Genomic DNA, 16,868 nt, shown 5'->3' with positions numbered 1-16,868 from the left:
CGGCTCGTTCTGTCTTAGAGCAGGTCGTCTATGCGTATGGGGAGCTTTCGAATGCGTTTGCCTGTCGCGTGATAGATTGCATTGGCGATTGCCGGCGCGGTGCCGAGCATTACCAGCTCGCCCATCCCCTTCACGCCGACCGAGTTGATCCTGGAATCAGGCTTGTCGATCAGCCCTACATCTATCTCACCGATATCTGCGTTCACTGCCATCACGTAATCGGCGAGGTCGTCATTGAGGTAACCGGCAAAGCGGGGATCAACTTCTGACTCTTCCCGAAGCGCGGTGCTGAATCCCCAGACAATACCACCGTACATTTGTCCCTTTGCCGTTGTGGGGCTAACCACCCGCCCAACGTCAGCGATGCTGACCGCACGGGGCATGCGGATCCGCCGCGTCGTCGGTTCAATGTGAACCTCCACGAATTGCGCGATATAGCTCATCGACGTGAAGCCGGGGTAATCAGGTCCGGCCCCTGCTCGGCCGCCCATGCGATAGGCATCGATGGCGGACGCGTCTTGACCTGGCGCCAGCTCTGCAACCTTCACTTCGATATAGGGTCGCTTCAGGCGCGCTAGCTGCTGGTGCAAATTACCGGCTGGCGGATTGGGGCCGGCGAGCTCTGCAAATCTGGCGCGAAGAGCTTCCACTGCCTTTGCTGCGGCGGGCACACAGCTAGCAGTCCCGCGCTCCCCTACGGTGGCGAGCTGTGGACCCAGTGTTGTGTCTCCGAGCAGCACTTCCAAACGATCAGGGTTGATATCCAGTCCTTCGATAACGACGTTGGCGATCGCCGTCAGGATTCCCTGGCCCATCTCGTGACCGGAACTGATTATGCGCGTCACGCCATCGGCCTGAACTCTTAGTGTCGCCTCGCTCGCCGACATCGACGCGCCGAAGACACCGCATGCGACCCCGAAACCGACCAGTGTTCCGTCGGCCAAACGCATGGCTCCTGGTTCGGGAACACGCCTTTCCCAGCCGAAACGTCTGGCGCCTTCTTTGAGGCAGTCGTTCAAAAAATGTGGCGATAGCGGTTGGCCGGCAACAATGTCGTTTTTGGCTTCATGAGCCAGCCGGAGCTGTACTGGGTCCTTACCAAGCTTGTAAGCCATTTCATCAATCACGCTCTCCAGCGCAAAGCCTGCAGGAAAGGGATGTGTGCCTCGCGTATGGCGCGGCATCTGGCGGTCGATGTGAATGTCGCCTGCGGTCGCCCGAAAATTCTCGATCGCATACAGACGCGCAATATCTTCGTGGTAGCCGGTCGAACGGAAGCCTCCGTCCGGGATATTTTCTTGCACAACGTCGTAAATGATGGCCTGCAGCCGCCCTTCCGCGCTAGCAGCAAGGCGAATGTTATGGACGCTGCGTGGCCGGTAGTTGGCTATATGGAAGAGCTGCCCACGAGGGGTTACCAGCTTTACCGGGCGACGTGTCAAGCGTGCCGCCTGCGCGACCAGAGCGGTCTGAATCTTCGGAGGAGACTTTTGCCCGAACCCACCGCCGACCTGTTCTGACTTGACCACGATGCGGTCCGGCGAAAGCTCGAATGTCCTCATGAGCGCGCCCTTGACCGCGTCAAGGTTCTGACACCCCTCGTATACAGTCAGCCGTCCGTCAGTCCATTCGGCAACGGTGCCGAATAACTCCATTGGATTGTGATGCTGGGTTGGTGTTTCGAAGGTACCCTCTATGACGTGGGCTGCACTTTGAAACGCGTTATCGACATCGCCGGCATTGAACCCTTCAGCCTCTATCCGTTGCGCCCCGGGGCTGGTCATTAGCGGGATGTACGGCGCAGTCTCGTAAACGGCCTTCACCGCTTCGGCGCCTTCGATCGCCGCCTCCACGGTCTCCGCGACCACTAGAGCGATGGGCTGGCCCCGATACGATATCTCTGCGCGCAGTGTCGGGAAATCTCCTATACCCAGAACTTGGACAACGCCTGGGGTTTGAGTTGCGGACGCGACATCGAGGGTGCTTACCCTGCCCTTCGCCACGGCCGCGGGCACCAGCATCGCATGGAGCATCCCGGGCAGTTTGACGTCAGCGCCATACTGCGCCCGGCCGAGAACTTTATCTCTCGCGTCGATACGCGCGATTTCCGAAAAGGCCTGCGTAGGCATCACGCTCTCCTTTCAGCGGCGGTGATCAGGGCGTCCGCGATGACTCTCGCGCCGAGCTCGATCTTGTATGCGTTGTGCTCACCGCTCCGGGCGTCGGTGAAGGCCGCTCTACCAGCTTGAAGCGCACGCTCAGGTGTCAGTGACGAACCGACGACAAGGGCCTCGGCGGCGGGTGAGCGCCACGGGGTTGTCGCGACACCGCCAAGGGCGATCCGGGCGACGCGGACGGTAGCGCCATCCATCTCGAGGGCCACCGCAGCAGAGGCCAGTGCGAAGGCATAGCTCTCGCGGTCACGGACCTTATGATAGGTCGATTTAAGACCAGCATGGGTTTTCCGAATGGTAATCGCGGTCACTAACTCGCCTGGATGAAGGTTGAATTCACGGTCGGGCGTCTCCCCGGGCAGACGGTAGAACTCGGCGACGGGAATGATGCGTGAGCCTTCAGGACCAAGCAATTCGATCGTCGCATCCATCGCCATCAACGCCACTGGCCAATCACCTGGCGCCACCGCCGTGCAAGCCTCGCTCGTGCCAAGAACAGCCTGATTGCGATCGAGCCCCCCGATGGCAGAGCAACCGGAACCAGGCTCACGCTTGTTGCAAGGATAGACACCGACCATCGAGGCGGATCCCGCGCCGTTGCGAAAGTACATGCAGCGGGTGCGCTGCAGAAGATTGCCTCCCACCGTGGCCATGTTTCGCAACTGCTGCGACGCTGCCTTGAGCAGACTTTCGGAAAGTACTGGGTATTGCTCCCGGACAACCGGCGCATAAGCAACGTCGGTCATCAAAGCGCGACCACCGAAGCGCAGTACGTCGCCGCCGGTCTCTATCGCGTCCATTCCGTCTATGCGGCTGACATCGATCAAGTGGATTGGACGCTCGATCCCAAGCTTCATGAGGTCATAAAGATTGGTGCCACCCGCAATATATCGCGCCAATCCGCCCGCTTCCGCAAATTGCGCAACGGCAGCTTCCGCAGATGTTGCGACACTATAGCTCAACGCCTGCATCCTTCAGCCCTCCATGACCTTGGCTGCTTGCTGGATGGCCGCGAGAATTCCGACATAGGCGCCGCAGCGGCAGATATTCCCGCTCATGAATTCGCGGATCGCATCCGGATCGCTTGCGTGCCCGCCGGTCACGCAAGCGACGGCGGACATGACTTGACCTGGCGTGCAATACCCACACTGGAGTGCGTCGTTGTCGATGAATGCCTGCTGCATCGGGTGAAGATCCGAACCGCTAGCGAGCCCCTCAATCGTGGTGATTTCCCGCCCTTCGATCTTCGCCGCCAAGGTAAGACAGGACGAAATCGGACGGCCGTCCAAGTGAACAGTGCAGGCGCCGCATTGCCCGTGATCGCATCCTTTCTTCGTTCCGGTGAGATCTAGCCGCTCACGCAGGAGATCGAGGAGAGAAGCACGGGAGTCGATTTCAAGCGTGAATGGCTGTCCGTTCACGGTCGCCGAGACTTGGACCGTTTGGCCGGGCTCGACGCGTGTGACGGTCTGTTGCGCCTTAACTCGCGGCACTGGCGGCAAGATGCCGGCGGCGGCAGTTCCGGCACCGACCGCAAGAACCAGGCGCCGCGTGACCTCCACGCTGCCCGGATTGTCAGACGTTTTATCTGCCATGCCATCCTCCCTTCCAGCCAAGACAAACATTGTCAGGCTCTGACAATGCGTATCATCATTGTCAGAACCTGACAATCGACCTATGTTCACAAAACGGAGAGGTACTTGAATGGTGCAAAGAGCAGAGAATGCGCGCGAGCGCTTCGAGAGTGCCGCGTACGAGCTTTTCGGCAGGCAGGGTTACGCCGAGACAACTGTTCCGGAGATCGCCTCTAAAGCTGGATTAACGGAACGAACCTTCTACCGCTACTTTACGGACAAGCGGGAAGTACTGTTCTGGCGGGCCGGCGCGCATCAGACCTCCATAACAAAGGAGATTGCGAAAGCACCTACCGGCGAACATCCGCTGAGCATTGTCGCTTCCAGCTTTGAGGCAGTCGCTCCGTTTATTGATAGCCATCGCCCGATCGTGAAGCTTCGCCAGTTCCTGATCTCCACGCATAGTGATTTGCATGAGCGGGAACTGATGAAGCTGCATATGCTGGCATCGGCAATTGATATGGCCTTGCAGCAACGCGGCATACAGCCGTCACTTTCGCGGGTGATAGCTGAAATTGGCGCGGCCCTTTGGAAAGTTGCGCTGCAGAACTGGCGCGCCGACGAAGGGGAGGAAAGCTTCGCACGGCATGTGCAGGCGACACTTGCCGAGTTTCAAGCTGGGCTAAATCAGTTCGCAGGCTAAATTGAACTGTTGAATTGAATGAGCCTGTTTCGCCTGCTTTCCGGCGTTTCATCTCGAGCAGGCCCGAATTACTGGCCCTGTTTTCGCTTGAGCGGCGTAAAGCTCTATTGCAGAAAGAAAATCAGTCGGGAAGGGCGACTGTTGCTGGCACGTCCTGCTGCGGCCATCGCTGTAGCGCCTCCCGTCCGGCGGCGGTCAAGCCATAGACTCCTCGATCGCGACGTTCAAACCAGCCATAGACGTTCGCAAGCAAAATCTTCCCGGCATCCGGTATGCTAGATCTGATTTGGCGCACGCGCATCGGCCCCGATGCCAGCGCTAACGCGCAGCCAAGCGCCTGCTGGCGGTACGCGGTCATGATCGGCGCGCGTGTGCTCCCGCCCACGGCCGGATCGCCGCGCCGCCTCTGGTGTTCCCGTATCAGCCCTGAACGCCGTTTCGGATTGGTTCGCGGCATCGGTGTTACGGAACTGACGATTATGGCCACATCGCCGGTATCGGAAATGCCGAGCATGCCGATTCCGAGCCTGCGGCAGAGATCGCGGTAGCGTTTGTCTGCGCCGCGTCCTTTGCCCTTGGGCGAGACACGGGCCGCGATCCAGACCTCGTCTGCAATAGCTGCGCGATCGACGGCCTGTAGAATGAGCTCCAGATTGAAGCTTAGTTTCAGCTCGCAGATCACGACGACAGGCGGATCGTTGTCACTCAAGCCGACGAGATCGCAACCGCCAACTTCACCTTTGACAGTATAACCCGCCTTCTCAAGAAAGCCTTTGACGGGCAGATAAAGCGACGTTTCCATGTGCCTGCAGGTTATAAGTGAAGGATCCAGCCCCTGAATACATCGATCCGCCCGCACCGGACAACCATTATAGCCGCCGACGAGATTACATGTTTAGGTTGCTTCTTCATTCGTCAATACACCCTACTGGCTCTAGCGGAAACTGGCCGACGGCGGCATCTCTGCAGGCTTGCAGCAACGTCTCGTAAGCGATGCCCTGCTTCTCCTGCGGCGAGCGCCCGGTGACTATTCCTTGGCAAGGAAATCGATCAGCGTTCGTGTTGCCGCCGAGAGGCGACGGTGTGGGGCGAAGATGAGCGAGAAAGGCCGGGAACGGCCCCGCGCGTGCTCCAGCACCTCGACAAGACGCCCCTGTTCGATACGGTCCCGCACAATAAAATCGTAGGTCTGACAGATTCCGAGGCCGTTTTCCGCCAACGACACCACACCCAGCACGTCGTCAAATACCCGGGTGCGAGCAAGTGGCGCCCAGTCAACGTCGCGACCGCCGACGCGAAACAGCCATGGGGCGCAACGCCCTGTGCTCGGCATCACGAAAGGGAGGCACTGATGTTTCGCCAAGTCTTCGACGTTCCGCGGAACGCCAGCCCATTCGAGATAATGCGGAGAGGCAACCAGCCTCAACGGTGCGTCCTCTAGTTTGCGCGCCACCAGCCCGCTATCAGGTAACGGACCGAGGCGGATCGCTAGATCGTAGCCCTCCGCCACAAGATCCACATTGCGATTGGTGATGCTCAGTTCGACCTGCACTTCCGGGTAGGCCCGCATGAAGCGGCCCAGCGTGGCAGGTAACCGATAATGGCCATATGTCGTCGGCACACTGATACGGACTTGACCCGTTAACGACGCACCAGTCGGCCCCTGGATCGCTCGCTCCGCGTCGTCGATCATCGAAAATGCGGCGCGTGCCTGCTCCAGATAGGCGCGGCCTTCATCCGTCAAGCTCAACCGTCGCGTGGTTCGACGCATCAATTGCGCGCCTAGACGGGTTTCAAGACGGGTGATCGCTCTACTAAGAACCGATGGAGTCGTTGAAAGCGCAACCGCGCCTTGGGTCATCGAGCCTTTTTCAGCAACTGTGACAAACGCCTCCACGTCGCCCAGATGATCAAACCGCCGCCCCATTTTGACCCCTTGCGAAAAAGTCCGTTTCCCTTGGGCAGCTTTATCCTCGATTGCGGCGTCAATAAAGTGGTTTGGAACTCCGTCTGCCGGAATGAGACCAGCTTCCGGGGGGGACGGCATCTAGCCGGCGTCCCCATGTACCGACTTGGAAAGCCGGACGAATCGCGGCCGCAATCCAGTTCCTCCTATCAAACGACGCTGGATTTATCACCGGCCAGACACTGTTTGTGGATGGCGGCGCATCGATCGGCAAGGCATTGCTTTGAAGCATTTCGCGTCGGGTGGGCCGGACAGAAGGGGCGCAACCGTCCGCTATGGCTCCTCAGCTTGTTGTTCGTCATCATTCTATCCTTCTGCGAACAAATGAATTCCTCGAAGACCCATTTATCCACCTTCGTAGCTTTAATACGTTCAGGGCATCGAATGTGATGAAACGTCATCGCGATGTTCAGGAGCAAATCATGACAAGCACAACCAAGGATATCAAACCGGCTCTCTTCGTCCTCACCAGCCATGGCGTCAAAGGCGAAACTGGCGAACCCACCGGATTCTACCTCGGCGAGGTTACCCATCCTTTCGCCGTTCTCGATGTCGCCGGCATCCCGGTCGAGTTCGCCTCGATCAATGGCGGCGAACCGCCTGTCGACGGCCTAGACCTCGATGACGCGATCAATGCGCGCTACTGGAACAGCGAAGGCTTCCGCTACGCCATTCGCAACACGTCGCGTCTTTCCAATGTCGATCCGAAAAACTACTCCGCCATCTTCTTCGCCGGCGGACACGGCGCGATGTGGGACTTCCCGACAAGCCCGGCGGTCAACAGCGTCGCCCGCGATATTTACGAGGCGGGCGGCGTTGTCGCCGCCGTGTGCCACGGCCCCGCGGCACTGGTCAACATCACGTTGAGCAACGGCGCGCACCTTGTCGCCGGCAAGAACGTCGCCGCCTTCACCGACGACGAGGAACGGGCCGTCAAGCTGGACAAGGTTGTTCCCTTCCTGCTGGCCAGCACGCTTGCCGCTCGCGGCGCCCATCACCATCCGGCCCCCGACTGGACCGCGAAGGTGGTCATCGACGGAAGGCTGGTCACCGGCCAGAATCCGCAATCGGCGACCGGCGTCGGCGAAGCGCTCCGCGATCTCCTGACCGCATAACCAGCATTACCGATATCACCCCAGTCGACACATCATAGATCTTCCCTGACCCGTTGGGCAGGGAACGGCTTTCGCATGGAGAAAAACATGAAGCCTATCCGCACTCTCGCCCTCGCGCTTGCTCTTGGAACAAGTGCCTTCAGCACACAGGCCGCCAACGTTCTGGTCGTCCTTTCCGATTCCGACCGTCTCGACCTCAAGAACGGCAAGGTTTTCGAGACCGGCTTTTATCTCAATGAATTGATGCAGCCGGTAAAGGCGCTGACGCAGGCCGGTCATGACATCACCTTCGCGACCCCGAAGGGAACGGCGCCGACGCTGGACAAGTCCTCCGTGGACAAGATGTATTTCGGTGGCGACGAGGCCGCGATGCGGGAAGGCATCGCCATGCTTGAGAAACTCAGGCTGACATCCGACAGCACCTCGCCGGTGATCAGCCTCTCCCGCGTCGAGCAGATCGGTTACGACCATTTCGATGCGGTCTATGTGCCGGGCGGCCATGCCCCGATGCAGGATCTTCTCGTCAGCCCGGAATTGGGCAAGCTGCTTGCCGACTTCCATGCGAAGGGCAAGACCACGGCGCTCGCCTGCCATGGCCCGATCGCCCTGCTCTCGGCCCTGCCCGATGCAGCAGCCTTCACCATGAAGCTTGAGACAAGCGGTTCGGCCAAGGCCGAGGGCTGGATCTATGCGGGCTACAAGATGACTGTCATCAGCAATCAGGAAGAGGAAATTGCCAAGGGCCTGCTGAGCGGCGGGGAGATGAAGTTCTATCCGCAGACGGCCTTGGAAGCGGCAGGCGGCGATTTCGTCAGCAACGAGACGCCGTGGACATCCAACGTGGTGACCGACCGCGAGTTGATCACCGGCCAGAACCCCACTTCCGCCCCAGCCGTCGCCGCCGAATTGCTCAAGCGCCTGAAATAAACCAGCCGGGCGATCCGCCAGCGCCGCTCCCAATCCCGGAGCGGCGCGTCGGCCTCATTCAATCCCGCACACAGCAGCTTGGGGCGTTGCTCCATATCGCAAGCCGAAGCCAACCTGACAGGACAGACAAGTGACCAGCAGTATCAATGTCGTGGCACGCGTCACGATCACACCCGGCAAGGAAGATGCCTTCGAGACATATGCGGCGGAATTGTCAGTCGCGACGCGCGCCGAGGTGGGATGCCTCTCCTATCATCTCCACCGCAACCTCAATCAGAGGGGAGTCTACGTGTTCGTTGAAGAATGGGCCTCCCGCCAGATCTGGGAACAGCACATGTCCGGCGAAGCCATCCGCGTCTTCAACAGGCAACTGCCACCGGGAACGATCGCAAACATCGAGATCGATCCTCTCGAGTAGATCGCCTGATGGGCGGAAGGGTATGACAATGACCAAAGTGAACATCGGAAGCATCGGCACAGGTCTCATTGCGACGACCCTCGCCCCGGAAATCCATTCATCCAGTAAGGTGAGGCTCCTCTTCCCCTCTCCTTCTATTCAGTCTATACCTTTTTACATAAAAGGTATAACTTGAGGAAGGCAGTGATGAAGCAGGTGGATCTCACGTACCAGACCATGCTCGCGGAGCTGGCCCAGCGCTCCATGGACGCGGCATGGACAGCGGACTTCCCGCCGGCGGGCCGATTCCAACGCGTTGTCGTCAAGGAGCGAGCCTACTGGTACTTCGACATCCCTGACGGCAAGGGCGGCAAAACGCGCCGCTATGTCGGCCCTGCAAACGATCCCGAGATCGCCCAGCGCGTAGAGACGCACCAGCAGCAGAAGGACGATCTGCGCGCTCGTAGGCGCATGGTGTCATCCCTCACCCGTGAAGGCGGCATGATCGCTCCCGACCCCATGTCCGGGGACATCGTGGAGGTACTTGCGACCGGAGGCCTGTTCCGGCTGCGCGGCGTCCTGATCGGCACGGTGGCCTTCCAGACCTACGCGGGTATCCTCGGTGTGCGCCTGCCCCTGGCCGCGCTTCTGACTGGGGATGCGGACATAGCCCAGGACCACGCGATCTCCCATGAAGTAGAGGACAGCCTGCCTCCAATCGTCGAGTTGCTGCAGGGTATCGATCCGACCTTCCGGCCGGTTCCTCACCGCTCCGGATCCACAGCATCGAGCGCGTTCCAGAACGCGACGGGATACCGGGTCGAGTTTCTGACATCCAACCGAGGGTCGGATGACTACATCGACCAGCCTTCCCGGATGCCAGCCCTTGGCGGCGCGAGTGCGGATCCGTTACGCTTTCTCGACTTCCTCATTCGTGACCCGGTCAGAACCGTCCTACTCCACAAGAGCGGGATCCCGGTCACCGTCCCGGATCCCGCGAGGTACGCCGTCCACAAGCTCATCGTCGCCTCACGCCGTCGAACTGAAGGTGACAGCGCACTGAAGCGCGACAAGGACATCCGGCAGGCCGCACTCCTGTTTGAGGCGCTTGAACAGACCAGAAGGCTCTCAGACCTTGCCCTCGTCTACAACGAAGCATGGGAACGCGGCCCCGCATGGCAGGATGGCATCCGATCTGGGGCCGGAATGCTCACTGCCAAGCAGCGCGATCATCTTGCGGACAGTCTCCGTGTTGGTGCAATCCAGATCCGAGAAGACATTACTATGCCATTCTGAGGGCAGAAGTGGAGGAAGAATACGCACTTTCGGTTGAGTCATCTAAGAGATATGTAGTCTTGGCAGCACTCCGCCAGAGGCGCGATTCACAGGAAGCCAGCGGCGCCGGCAGTCACACGACATCTGATAATGCAAGCAGATGGGGCCTGCCAAGTTCAAGCACTAGATCGCATCAAGTCCCGCAGTCGCAGCAAGAGCGGCATCCGGCTGCATGCTTCTTAGTGAAGGCTGGGCGTTGCACATCCGCTCCAATCATCGCCAGCTATTCTCCTTTAAATTCAATTTCTATCTCGGCTTTCGAATTAACTATACGGGGATGGGAGTGTCGCGTCGATTGTCCGGGAATAGCGAGGATAGACGGAGACTTTCAAAAGAGGCCTCCCGCCGTCGGGAGCCGTTCAAACCCCGGGTGGTCCAGCTCCGCATCCAGGACCGCGGTGACAAATCGCGTCCGTGCCTCCTCTATCGACTGGCGACCGTCGAGCGCCGCCAGTATGGCGAGGTGAGCCTCGGCAAACGTTAAGTATTTGGTATTCGGCCACTCGCGCATCATGAAGCCATGTGCCTGCAATGGGCTATTGATCGAGCTATCACCGATCCGAACCGGTGTACTCCAGTGTTCTGTTAGCATATCGCTACTCCTTGACGTTGGGATCAATTGACCCGCCCTCATTCTCCCATGACGCGATTTCGCCTCGGGGGCTGCGTTTTCGCGCCTTTGGGGAGGGCGGGTAGTCTTCGGGCGAAATCATGCCGTCCAGAATGCGTTGAACGAGGACCACCTCTTCGGAGTGATCGGCTCCAATGCGCGCCTTCAGATCCAGTGTCGCATAGCGTCCCTTTTTCAGGACACGACGGAGAATTTCATTATCAACCGATGACGTTTTGGCAGAAAGTACTATGACCATAGCCAACCACTTCCCATGATGTAGAGGAGGATGCATATGCTCAGTCCGGCACACGCTTTCGGTGCCAAACCCTCATAGTACCAAGACGGTAGATGGTTGGCCTTGGAAGACATATCGTCCTCCTCCTTTTCTGAGGACAGGGAAAACCGTCGATAGCAATCCCCACCTCACGATGCCATCATAAGTTGATATAGGGCGGCAACAGCTCGTTTACAAGTCAGGCAACCAACAAGATCATTTTGTGGATCGCGCCAGATGAGCCAAAGAGCAACGCTTCCTCATGTAATCGCGATCATTCAATATCCGCCAAATGGCTTAGCTATATAAGCCCGCTGCGAGCAGGTGCCCCCTCCGATCGAACCCACTCAGTCGCGGGTACCGGTAACAGGACAGGTCGGACGCAGGTTTCGTCAATCGTCCACGACACCCGCGATTATCTGCTGCAGCTCGCCAGAGGAAAAGGGTTTGCCGATAACAGGATGGCCGCCAAACTCGTCAGGCAGCCCCTCCATCCCATATCCGGTGCTAAATATGAACGGTATTTGACGGTTGCGGAGGATCTCCGCAACGGAAAAACTAGGCTCGCCAGCGAGGTTGACATCCAACACCGCTAGATCGACTTCCGCCTTGGCGGCGATTGTTCGTGCATCGGCAAGCCGCGATACGGAAGCAATGACTTCGCAACCGAGATCCTGGAGCATGTCCTCTATCATAAGAGCCACAAGGCCCTCGTCCTCGACAATGAGAACCTTCAGACCGGAAATGTCCCTCATGCCTTCACCTGCCCAACCGGAATTGAGATGCGACAGGATACGCCGGCGGGCTCGAAGGCCAGATCCAGTTCCCCCCCGAGATCGCGTTCTATGCAACGTTCCATCAGCCGAGTGCCGAACCCGCGTCGGTTCGGGGGCCTGACCGGCGGTCCTCCGCGTTCCCGCCATTCGAAGATCAGCCTAGGTTTAGCCTCGGTCTCGTCCAGTAAGCGCCAGGCGACAGAAAGCGAGCCGGCCTCCGACGACAGCGCTCCATATTTGACGGCGTTCGTGGCAAGTTCGCTGAGGGCCATGGTTAAGCTCAGTGCGGCGCGCGGGTTGAGACCGACCAATGGACCGTCGATGCTGATCCGCTTGGCCGCTCCACCGGCGAGCGGCGTCAGCACCTCCCGCGCAAGCGCCTCCAGGGGGGCGTCATCCCAATGCCGCTTGGTCAAGAGATCGTGGGCACGCGCGAGCGCCAGCAGCCTGCCTTCGAAGCGCTGCTGGAAGTCGTCCAGATCACCGGCATGCCTTGCCGTTTGCCCAGCCAGCGACTGCACAGTCGCGAGCGTATTCTTGACGCGATGATTGAGCTCGTCGATGAGGGTTTTCTGTCTGCTCTCGGCCTGCTTGCGTTCGGTGATGTCGACGAGCATGTTTATGGCTCCGACAAGATTTCCGTCCGCGTCATGAAGCGGTGTGGGATAAGGAGTAACCGGGATGCGGCTGCCATCCGGCCGTTCGGCAATCGCTTCCGCTCCCCGAACCGGACGATCTTCCTTCAACGCTACAGCCATTGGACATTCATCGTGCGGCAGCGGCGTGCCGTCCGGATTGAAGAGACGCCAGGTAACGCACCACATGTCGCCCGCCTGCGGCGTTCGCCCTGACATTTCCACGGCTGCCTTGTTGTAGAATGTAATCCGCCCTGCCGCGTCGGTCGTATAGACCGCGGCCGGCAGCGCTTCGAGCAAATCGCGCATATGCTGTTCGCTTGCGCGGATCTGGTCCTCCATCTGCTTGGCGGCGGTGACATCCTGGATCACGCGCACGCCGTAACGGAAGCCGCCGGCCTCATTCCGTACCGAGGAGCTATGGATATCGAGATAGACCGTGGTTCCATCCGGCTTTGACGCTCGTTTGCGCAACGCGTAGCTATCGATCTCCCCGAGAATCTGGCGCGCGTAGAGCGCCGCGTCCTCCTCTCGATCACCATCCTGCGTGTAATCGAAGAAGGTCATGCTGAGCAGTTCTTCGCGGGAACGTCCGAGCATCTGGCACAGCGCGTCGTTGACCCGCAGCAGGTGCCCCGCGGAGTCCGCTTCCGCAATTCCGATGGTCGCAGCTTCATAGGTTGCCGCCAAGCGTTCTTCGCTGTCGCGACGTGCGCGCTCGGCTTCATAGAGATCGGTCACATCCGTCGTGAAGCAGCGGGTGTTGATGAACTCTCCATCCTCAAACCGACTATTTGACGTGATCAGCACATGCTTGATCGAGCCATCCTTGGCGCAAAGGCGCGCGGGATAGCGGTCCAGCTTCTCGCCGCATGCCAATTTGTGGAGAATATCGCCGATCACCGGCGCATCCGCGTGAAATTCCGCAATATGCCGCCCGACATACTCTTCGCCGGTATAACCGAGAAGAGCCAGCTCCGCCTTATTGGCGCGCTGGATGATGCCATCCCCACCGACGATGTGAAGACCTATCGCGCTGTTCTCGAAGAAATCCTCAAGATCGGCGTTCTTACGGCGGACCTCTTCCTCTATGGCCTTATGCACCGAGATGTCCTGGAAGCAGTTTATCGCCCCTTGAATCCTGCCTTCGTGGTCTTTCAGAGGGCGGATGTTCACCAGCGCGACGAAGCGCGAACCTTCCGGTCTTTCGATAACCACCTCCGCATTGCGAGTCTCCTTGCCGGTGAAAACAGCCGTCGCCATCGGGCAGACTTCGTGTGCCAATGGCGTGCCATCAGGCAGGAAAAGAGCGTGTGAGCCGCAGAAGCGCTCGCGCTTCTCTTCAAGCGCTGGCGTTCTTCCCCAGAGTGCGGCGGCTTCCCTGTTGTAACGGACGAGCCAGCCGTCGTGATCGCAGAGATAGACGGCGCCGGGGATAGCATCGAGCACGCTCGGCGCCGCCGCGACAAGCGCATCGTATTCGCTCAACTTCCGGGCGGGGAGCGGGAATTCCTCGATATTCGACATCGGCGGCGTTACTTTCTCTGATCGTCTCGTCGCAATCGAGGCGGTGCCCATCACAGGACGGAAGCGCCGATATAATGTACAAAAGCCCCGCCGCGTAGTTCTCAAGCCGAAATGCAACTCCCTCTAACGTATACCTCCGAGGTTTGTTTCATTTCGTGCTGAATTTCTAGGCGCTATGCGCTTCTGCTTGGAGTGGATGTGCTCTGTGCATGTTTTCGCAGAGAGCTCCTGTGTGCTGATGATACGAGTAGAAGTTCAATCAACAATGGCATCTACCTCGCGCTATTCGATCCCGCAAGGCGATTGGTGGCGCTGTGTCAGAGCTCATGTGACCAAAGGTTCGGTCGAAGTGGCTGCGACGTAGGAGAAGTAATAGTTCGTTGAACCCGATCGGCTCCCCATACCTGAGCGAACGTGAAGGCAAGCTGCCGCAACTCGTCGCTTTGGAGCCGCTACTGCCCGGGCTTGTTGTTTCGGGAACAGCCGTGAAGCAGGAAGGGATTCAGGCTATGAAAGCGCAAAAATCTCATCGTCGGGCCATGGCGAGGTATCGGCGGTATATAGACGGGTTGTTCAAGGCAACCCCGTCAAGCTGCCTGTAAAGCCTTCTGGACGGCCTATCGGCGCACGGTCGATAGCCAGAAGAAGGCTCCCCGAGTCGGCCCCTATCAAACAGAAAACGTTATGATTTCAAAAGCTTCCCTTAAATTCACCGTCATCCATGCTTCATGATTGAGCACGATCAACGTGACCAAACGTGATGCACGATCACCCGAGGCGCATATTTCCTCCGCCGCGACGGGCCGCGGTTCAAACAAACACTGTGGCCATAGAGCACGACACAGGATCGGCCTTGATAGAATCAGGAAGATGCCCTAAGGATTTAGCTGCTTTGGGAGGAGCCTTTACCCTTCCGTGCGTAGCACGCGATTCTTCATCTCATAACCGCCGCCTTCCTGGATAATTTTATCCAGATCAGTGATTTTGGAATAAAACCGTGAGCAGCGATGCGACAGTTCGCGCCGCGAAGCCATCGACTTCGCTTGCGCTTGTGAATGCAGCAGGCTGGGGCAAGGGCCTTTCGATCCTGACCCGCATTACCGTGATGGCCTTCCGCCATCCCTGGCAATCGGGCTTTGCTATCGGCGCGACCCTCGTCGCATCCACCTTCCAGCTGATGATCCCGCAGCTTCTCGGCCAGGCTGTCGATCACACGCAGGTGGTTTTGACTGGCGGCGGCGCGGGTCAGGCCGCACAGGACGCGCTGCTGACAACGGCCCTTCTTCTGCTCGGCGCAAGCGTGCTGCGCGGCATCTTCACGCTGATCCAGAACTATTACAGCGAGGCTGTCGGCCACCACATGGGCTATCGTCTGAGGCTGGCCTGTTACGAGAAGATCCAGCGCCTCTCCTTCAGTTTCCACGACAGCATGCATTCGGGCGATCTGATCACGATCGGGCTTCTCGATCTTGAAGGCGTGCGCATGTATTTCTCGACCGCCCTGGTGCGCATGGTCCTGCTCACCATGCTGATCGGTATCGGCGCCTATCTCCTCCTTTCGACCGATCTCGTGCTCGGCCTTCTGGCGCTGAGCTTCGTGCCTTTCGTCGGCTGGCGCTCCTCGGTCACCCAGCTTCGCCTGCGCGCGACCTGGCTCGACCTGCAGGAGCGGCTTTCGGTTCTGACCCGGGTCATGGAAGAAAATCTCGGCGGCATCCGGGTCGTGCGCGCCTTTGCCGCCCAGAAACACGAGCTGGACAAGTTCGACGCCGCCTCGAAGAGCGCACTGTCGCTCGCGCATCAGCGCGTCGGCATTCGCGTCGCCAATACCAGCGCCATGACCTTCTCCTTCTTCGTGGCCATGGGTCTCGTTCTCTGGTTCGGCGGCGGCAAGGTCATGGCCGGCGAGATGACGGTGGGCACGCTCACCTCCTTCCTCACCTTCATGACTATCCTGCAGATGCCGGTGCGCCAACTCGGGCTGATGGTGAACGCGTTTGCCCGCGCCTCGACCTGCGGTGCCCGCCTTTTCGAGCTCCTCGACCTCGATATCGCCATCAAGGACGAGAAGGATGCCAAGGATTTGAAGGTCAGCGACGGCACGCTACGCTTCGAACACGTGAATTTCGCCTATCCGAGTGCCGAAACGCACCAGGTGCTGACGGACGTCACCTTCGAAGCCAAGCGCGGCGAGACGATCGGTATCGTCGGTCCGCCCGGCAGCGGCAAGTCCACGCTCGCCCACCTGATCCCCCGCTTCTACGACGTCACCGGCGGCAAGATCACCATAGACGGGCAGGACATACGCCACGCCACGCTGCAGTCGCTGCGCCGCTCGGTCGCTGTCGTTCAGCAGGATTCCTTCCTGTTCACGACGACGATCGAGAACAACATCGCCTATGGCGACCCCTGGGCCAAGGAAGCCCGCATCGAACGCGCCAGCGAAAGCGCTCAGCTCCATAATTACGTGCTCGGCCTGCCGACCGGGTACGGTACGGTGGTCGGCGAGCGCGGCGTCTCGCTTTCCGGCGGCCAGCGCCAGCGGCTTTCGATTGCTCGCGCGCTGATGCTCAGGCCCGCCGTGATGGTCTTCGACGACTCGACCGCCGCGATCGACGCGGGCACTGAACAGCGCATCCGCAGCGCCATGCGCAGATATGCCGCCGATCGCGTGACGATCATCGTCGCCCACCGCCTGAGCTCGCTCATGCACGCGGACAGGATCCTCTTCATGGAAAACGGTCGGATCGTCGAAAGCGGGACGCATGACGAATTGCTGGCGCTCGGCGGCCGTTACAAGGCGCTTTACGATCTGCAGGTCCGCCCCGGCGAAGAAGCGCTGACGGCCTGAG

16 protein-coding genes are annotated in these 16,868 nt (G+C 59.4%); 7 read left to right on the top strand and 9 right to left on the bottom strand.

Annotation, left to right across the window (positions count from 1 at the left end):
• Positions 1–14: 14 nt before the first annotated feature.
• Genes YH62_RS04910 through YH62_RS04900 form a run of 3 tightly spaced genes read right to left on the bottom strand, consistent with a single transcriptional unit; the run spans position 15 to position 3,769 of the window.
• Positions 15–2,129, bottom strand: coding sequence for a xanthine dehydrogenase family protein molybdopterin-binding subunit (locus YH62_RS04910; RefSeq protein ID WP_046793079.1), 2,115 nt, complete (start codon positions 2,127–2,129; stop codon positions 15–17).
• Complete coding sequence (locus YH62_RS04905; RefSeq protein ID WP_046793078.1) at positions 2,129–3,145, bottom strand: xanthine dehydrogenase family protein subunit M; 1,017 nt, start codon at positions 3,143–3,145, stop codon at positions 2,129–2,131. Before YH62_RS04905 ends, YH62_RS04910 begins: the two co-directional genes overlap by 1 nt.
• A gap of 3 nt (positions 3,146–3,148) precedes the next feature.
• Positions 3,149–3,769, bottom strand: coding sequence for a (2Fe-2S)-binding protein (locus tag YH62_RS04900; RefSeq protein WP_046793077.1), 621 nt, complete (start codon positions 3,767–3,769; stop codon positions 3,149–3,151).
• Between the two features lie 109 nt (positions 3,770–3,878).
• On the opposite strand from YH62_RS04900, the gene YH62_RS04895 reads away from it, so the two are divergent.
• Positions 3,879–4,451, top strand: a complete 573-nt coding sequence (locus YH62_RS04895) for a TetR/AcrR family transcriptional regulator (protein ID WP_046793076.1) — start codon at positions 3,879–3,881, stop codon at positions 4,449–4,451.
• A gap of 121 nt (positions 4,452–4,572) precedes the next feature.
• On the opposite strand, the gene YH62_RS04890 is transcribed toward YH62_RS04895, so the two are convergent.
• A complete protein-coding gene (locus YH62_RS04890) occupies positions 4,573–5,253 on the bottom strand; it encodes a DUF2161 domain-containing phosphodiesterase (protein ID WP_046793075.1) in 681 nt (226 codons plus the stop codon).
• Between the two features lie 225 nt (positions 5,254–5,478).
• Positions 5,479–6,378: a LysR family transcriptional regulator gene (locus tag YH62_RS04885; protein WP_046793074.1), complete on the bottom strand. Its 900-nt coding sequence runs from the start codon at positions 6,376–6,378 to the stop codon at positions 5,479–5,481.
• Positions 6,379–6,539: 161 nt separating this feature from the next.
• On the opposite strand from YH62_RS04885, the gene YH62_RS31100 reads away from it, so the two are divergent.
• The 5 genes from YH62_RS31100 (at position 6,540) to YH62_RS04865 (ending at position 10,152) form a co-directional block, all read left to right on the top strand.
• A complete protein-coding gene (locus tag YH62_RS31100) occupies positions 6,540–6,644 on the top strand; it encodes an SDR family oxidoreductase (RefSeq protein WP_348625752.1) in 105 nt (34 codons plus the stop codon).
• Positions 6,645–6,839: 195 nt separating this feature from the next.
• Positions 6,840–7,532 (top strand): type 1 glutamine amidotransferase domain-containing protein, encoded by a 693-nt coding sequence (locus YH62_RS04880; RefSeq protein WP_046793073.1) that lies wholly within the window; start codon positions 6,840–6,842, stop codon positions 7,530–7,532.
• Between the two features lie 87 nt (positions 7,533–7,619).
• Entirely contained in the window at positions 7,620–8,459 is an 840-nt protein-coding gene (locus tag YH62_RS04875) for a type 1 glutamine amidotransferase domain-containing protein (RefSeq protein ID WP_046793072.1), read from the top strand.
• A 130-nt stretch (positions 8,460–8,589) separates the two neighbouring features.
• Positions 8,590–8,877 carry a putative quinol monooxygenase gene (locus YH62_RS04870; protein ID WP_137326695.1) on the top strand — a complete coding sequence of 96 codons (288 nt, stop codon included), beginning with the start codon at positions 8,590–8,592 and terminating at the stop codon, positions 8,875–8,877.
• A gap of 186 nt (positions 8,878–9,063) precedes the next feature.
• Positions 9,064–10,152, top strand: a complete 1,089-nt coding sequence (locus YH62_RS04865) for a GSU2403 family nucleotidyltransferase fold protein (protein WP_046793071.1) — start codon at positions 9,064–9,066, stop codon at positions 10,150–10,152.
• A 367-nt stretch (positions 10,153–10,519) separates the two neighbouring features.
• On the opposite strand, the gene YH62_RS04860 is transcribed toward YH62_RS04865, so the two are convergent.
• The 4 genes from YH62_RS04860 to YH62_RS04845 form a co-directional block, all read right to left on the bottom strand.
• Positions 10,520–10,783, bottom strand: coding sequence for a DUF982 domain-containing protein (locus tag YH62_RS04860; RefSeq protein ID WP_046793070.1), 264 nt, complete (start codon positions 10,781–10,783; stop codon positions 10,520–10,522).
• Positions 10,784–10,787: 4 nt separating this feature from the next.
• Positions 10,788–11,060, bottom strand: coding sequence for a hypothetical protein (locus tag YH62_RS30020; RefSeq protein ID WP_046793069.1), 273 nt, complete (start codon positions 11,058–11,060; stop codon positions 10,788–10,790).
• A 410-nt stretch (positions 11,061–11,470) separates the two neighbouring features.
• The gene (locus YH62_RS04850; protein WP_046793068.1) at positions 11,471–11,833 is read right to left on the bottom strand and encodes a response regulator; all 363 of its coding nucleotides are present in this window, start codon (positions 11,831–11,833) and stop codon (positions 11,471–11,473) included.
• The gene (locus tag YH62_RS04845) at positions 11,830–14,016 is read right to left on the bottom strand and encodes a PAS domain S-box protein (RefSeq protein WP_046793067.1); all 2,187 of its coding nucleotides are present in this window, start codon (positions 14,014–14,016) and stop codon (positions 11,830–11,832) included. The genes YH62_RS04850 and YH62_RS04845 overlap by 4 nt, the downstream gene beginning before the upstream one ends.
• Positions 14,017–15,013: 997 nt before the next feature.
• Between YH62_RS04845 and YH62_RS04835 the strand changes: the two genes are divergently transcribed.
• On the top strand, positions 15,014–16,867 hold the full coding sequence (locus YH62_RS04835; RefSeq protein WP_046793065.1) for an ABC transporter ATP-binding protein: 1,854 nt from the start codon (positions 15,014–15,016) through the stop codon (positions 16,865–16,867).
• Position 16,868: the final 1 nt, after the last annotated feature.

It is taken from the genome of Rhizobium sp. LC145 (assembly GCF_001005825.1).
Taxonomy (GTDB): domain Bacteria; phylum Pseudomonadota; class Alphaproteobacteria; order Rhizobiales; family Rhizobiaceae; genus Neorhizobium.
Note: the sequence above shows the minus strand (reverse complement) of the source record. Positions and strands in the feature narration are given on the sequence as shown.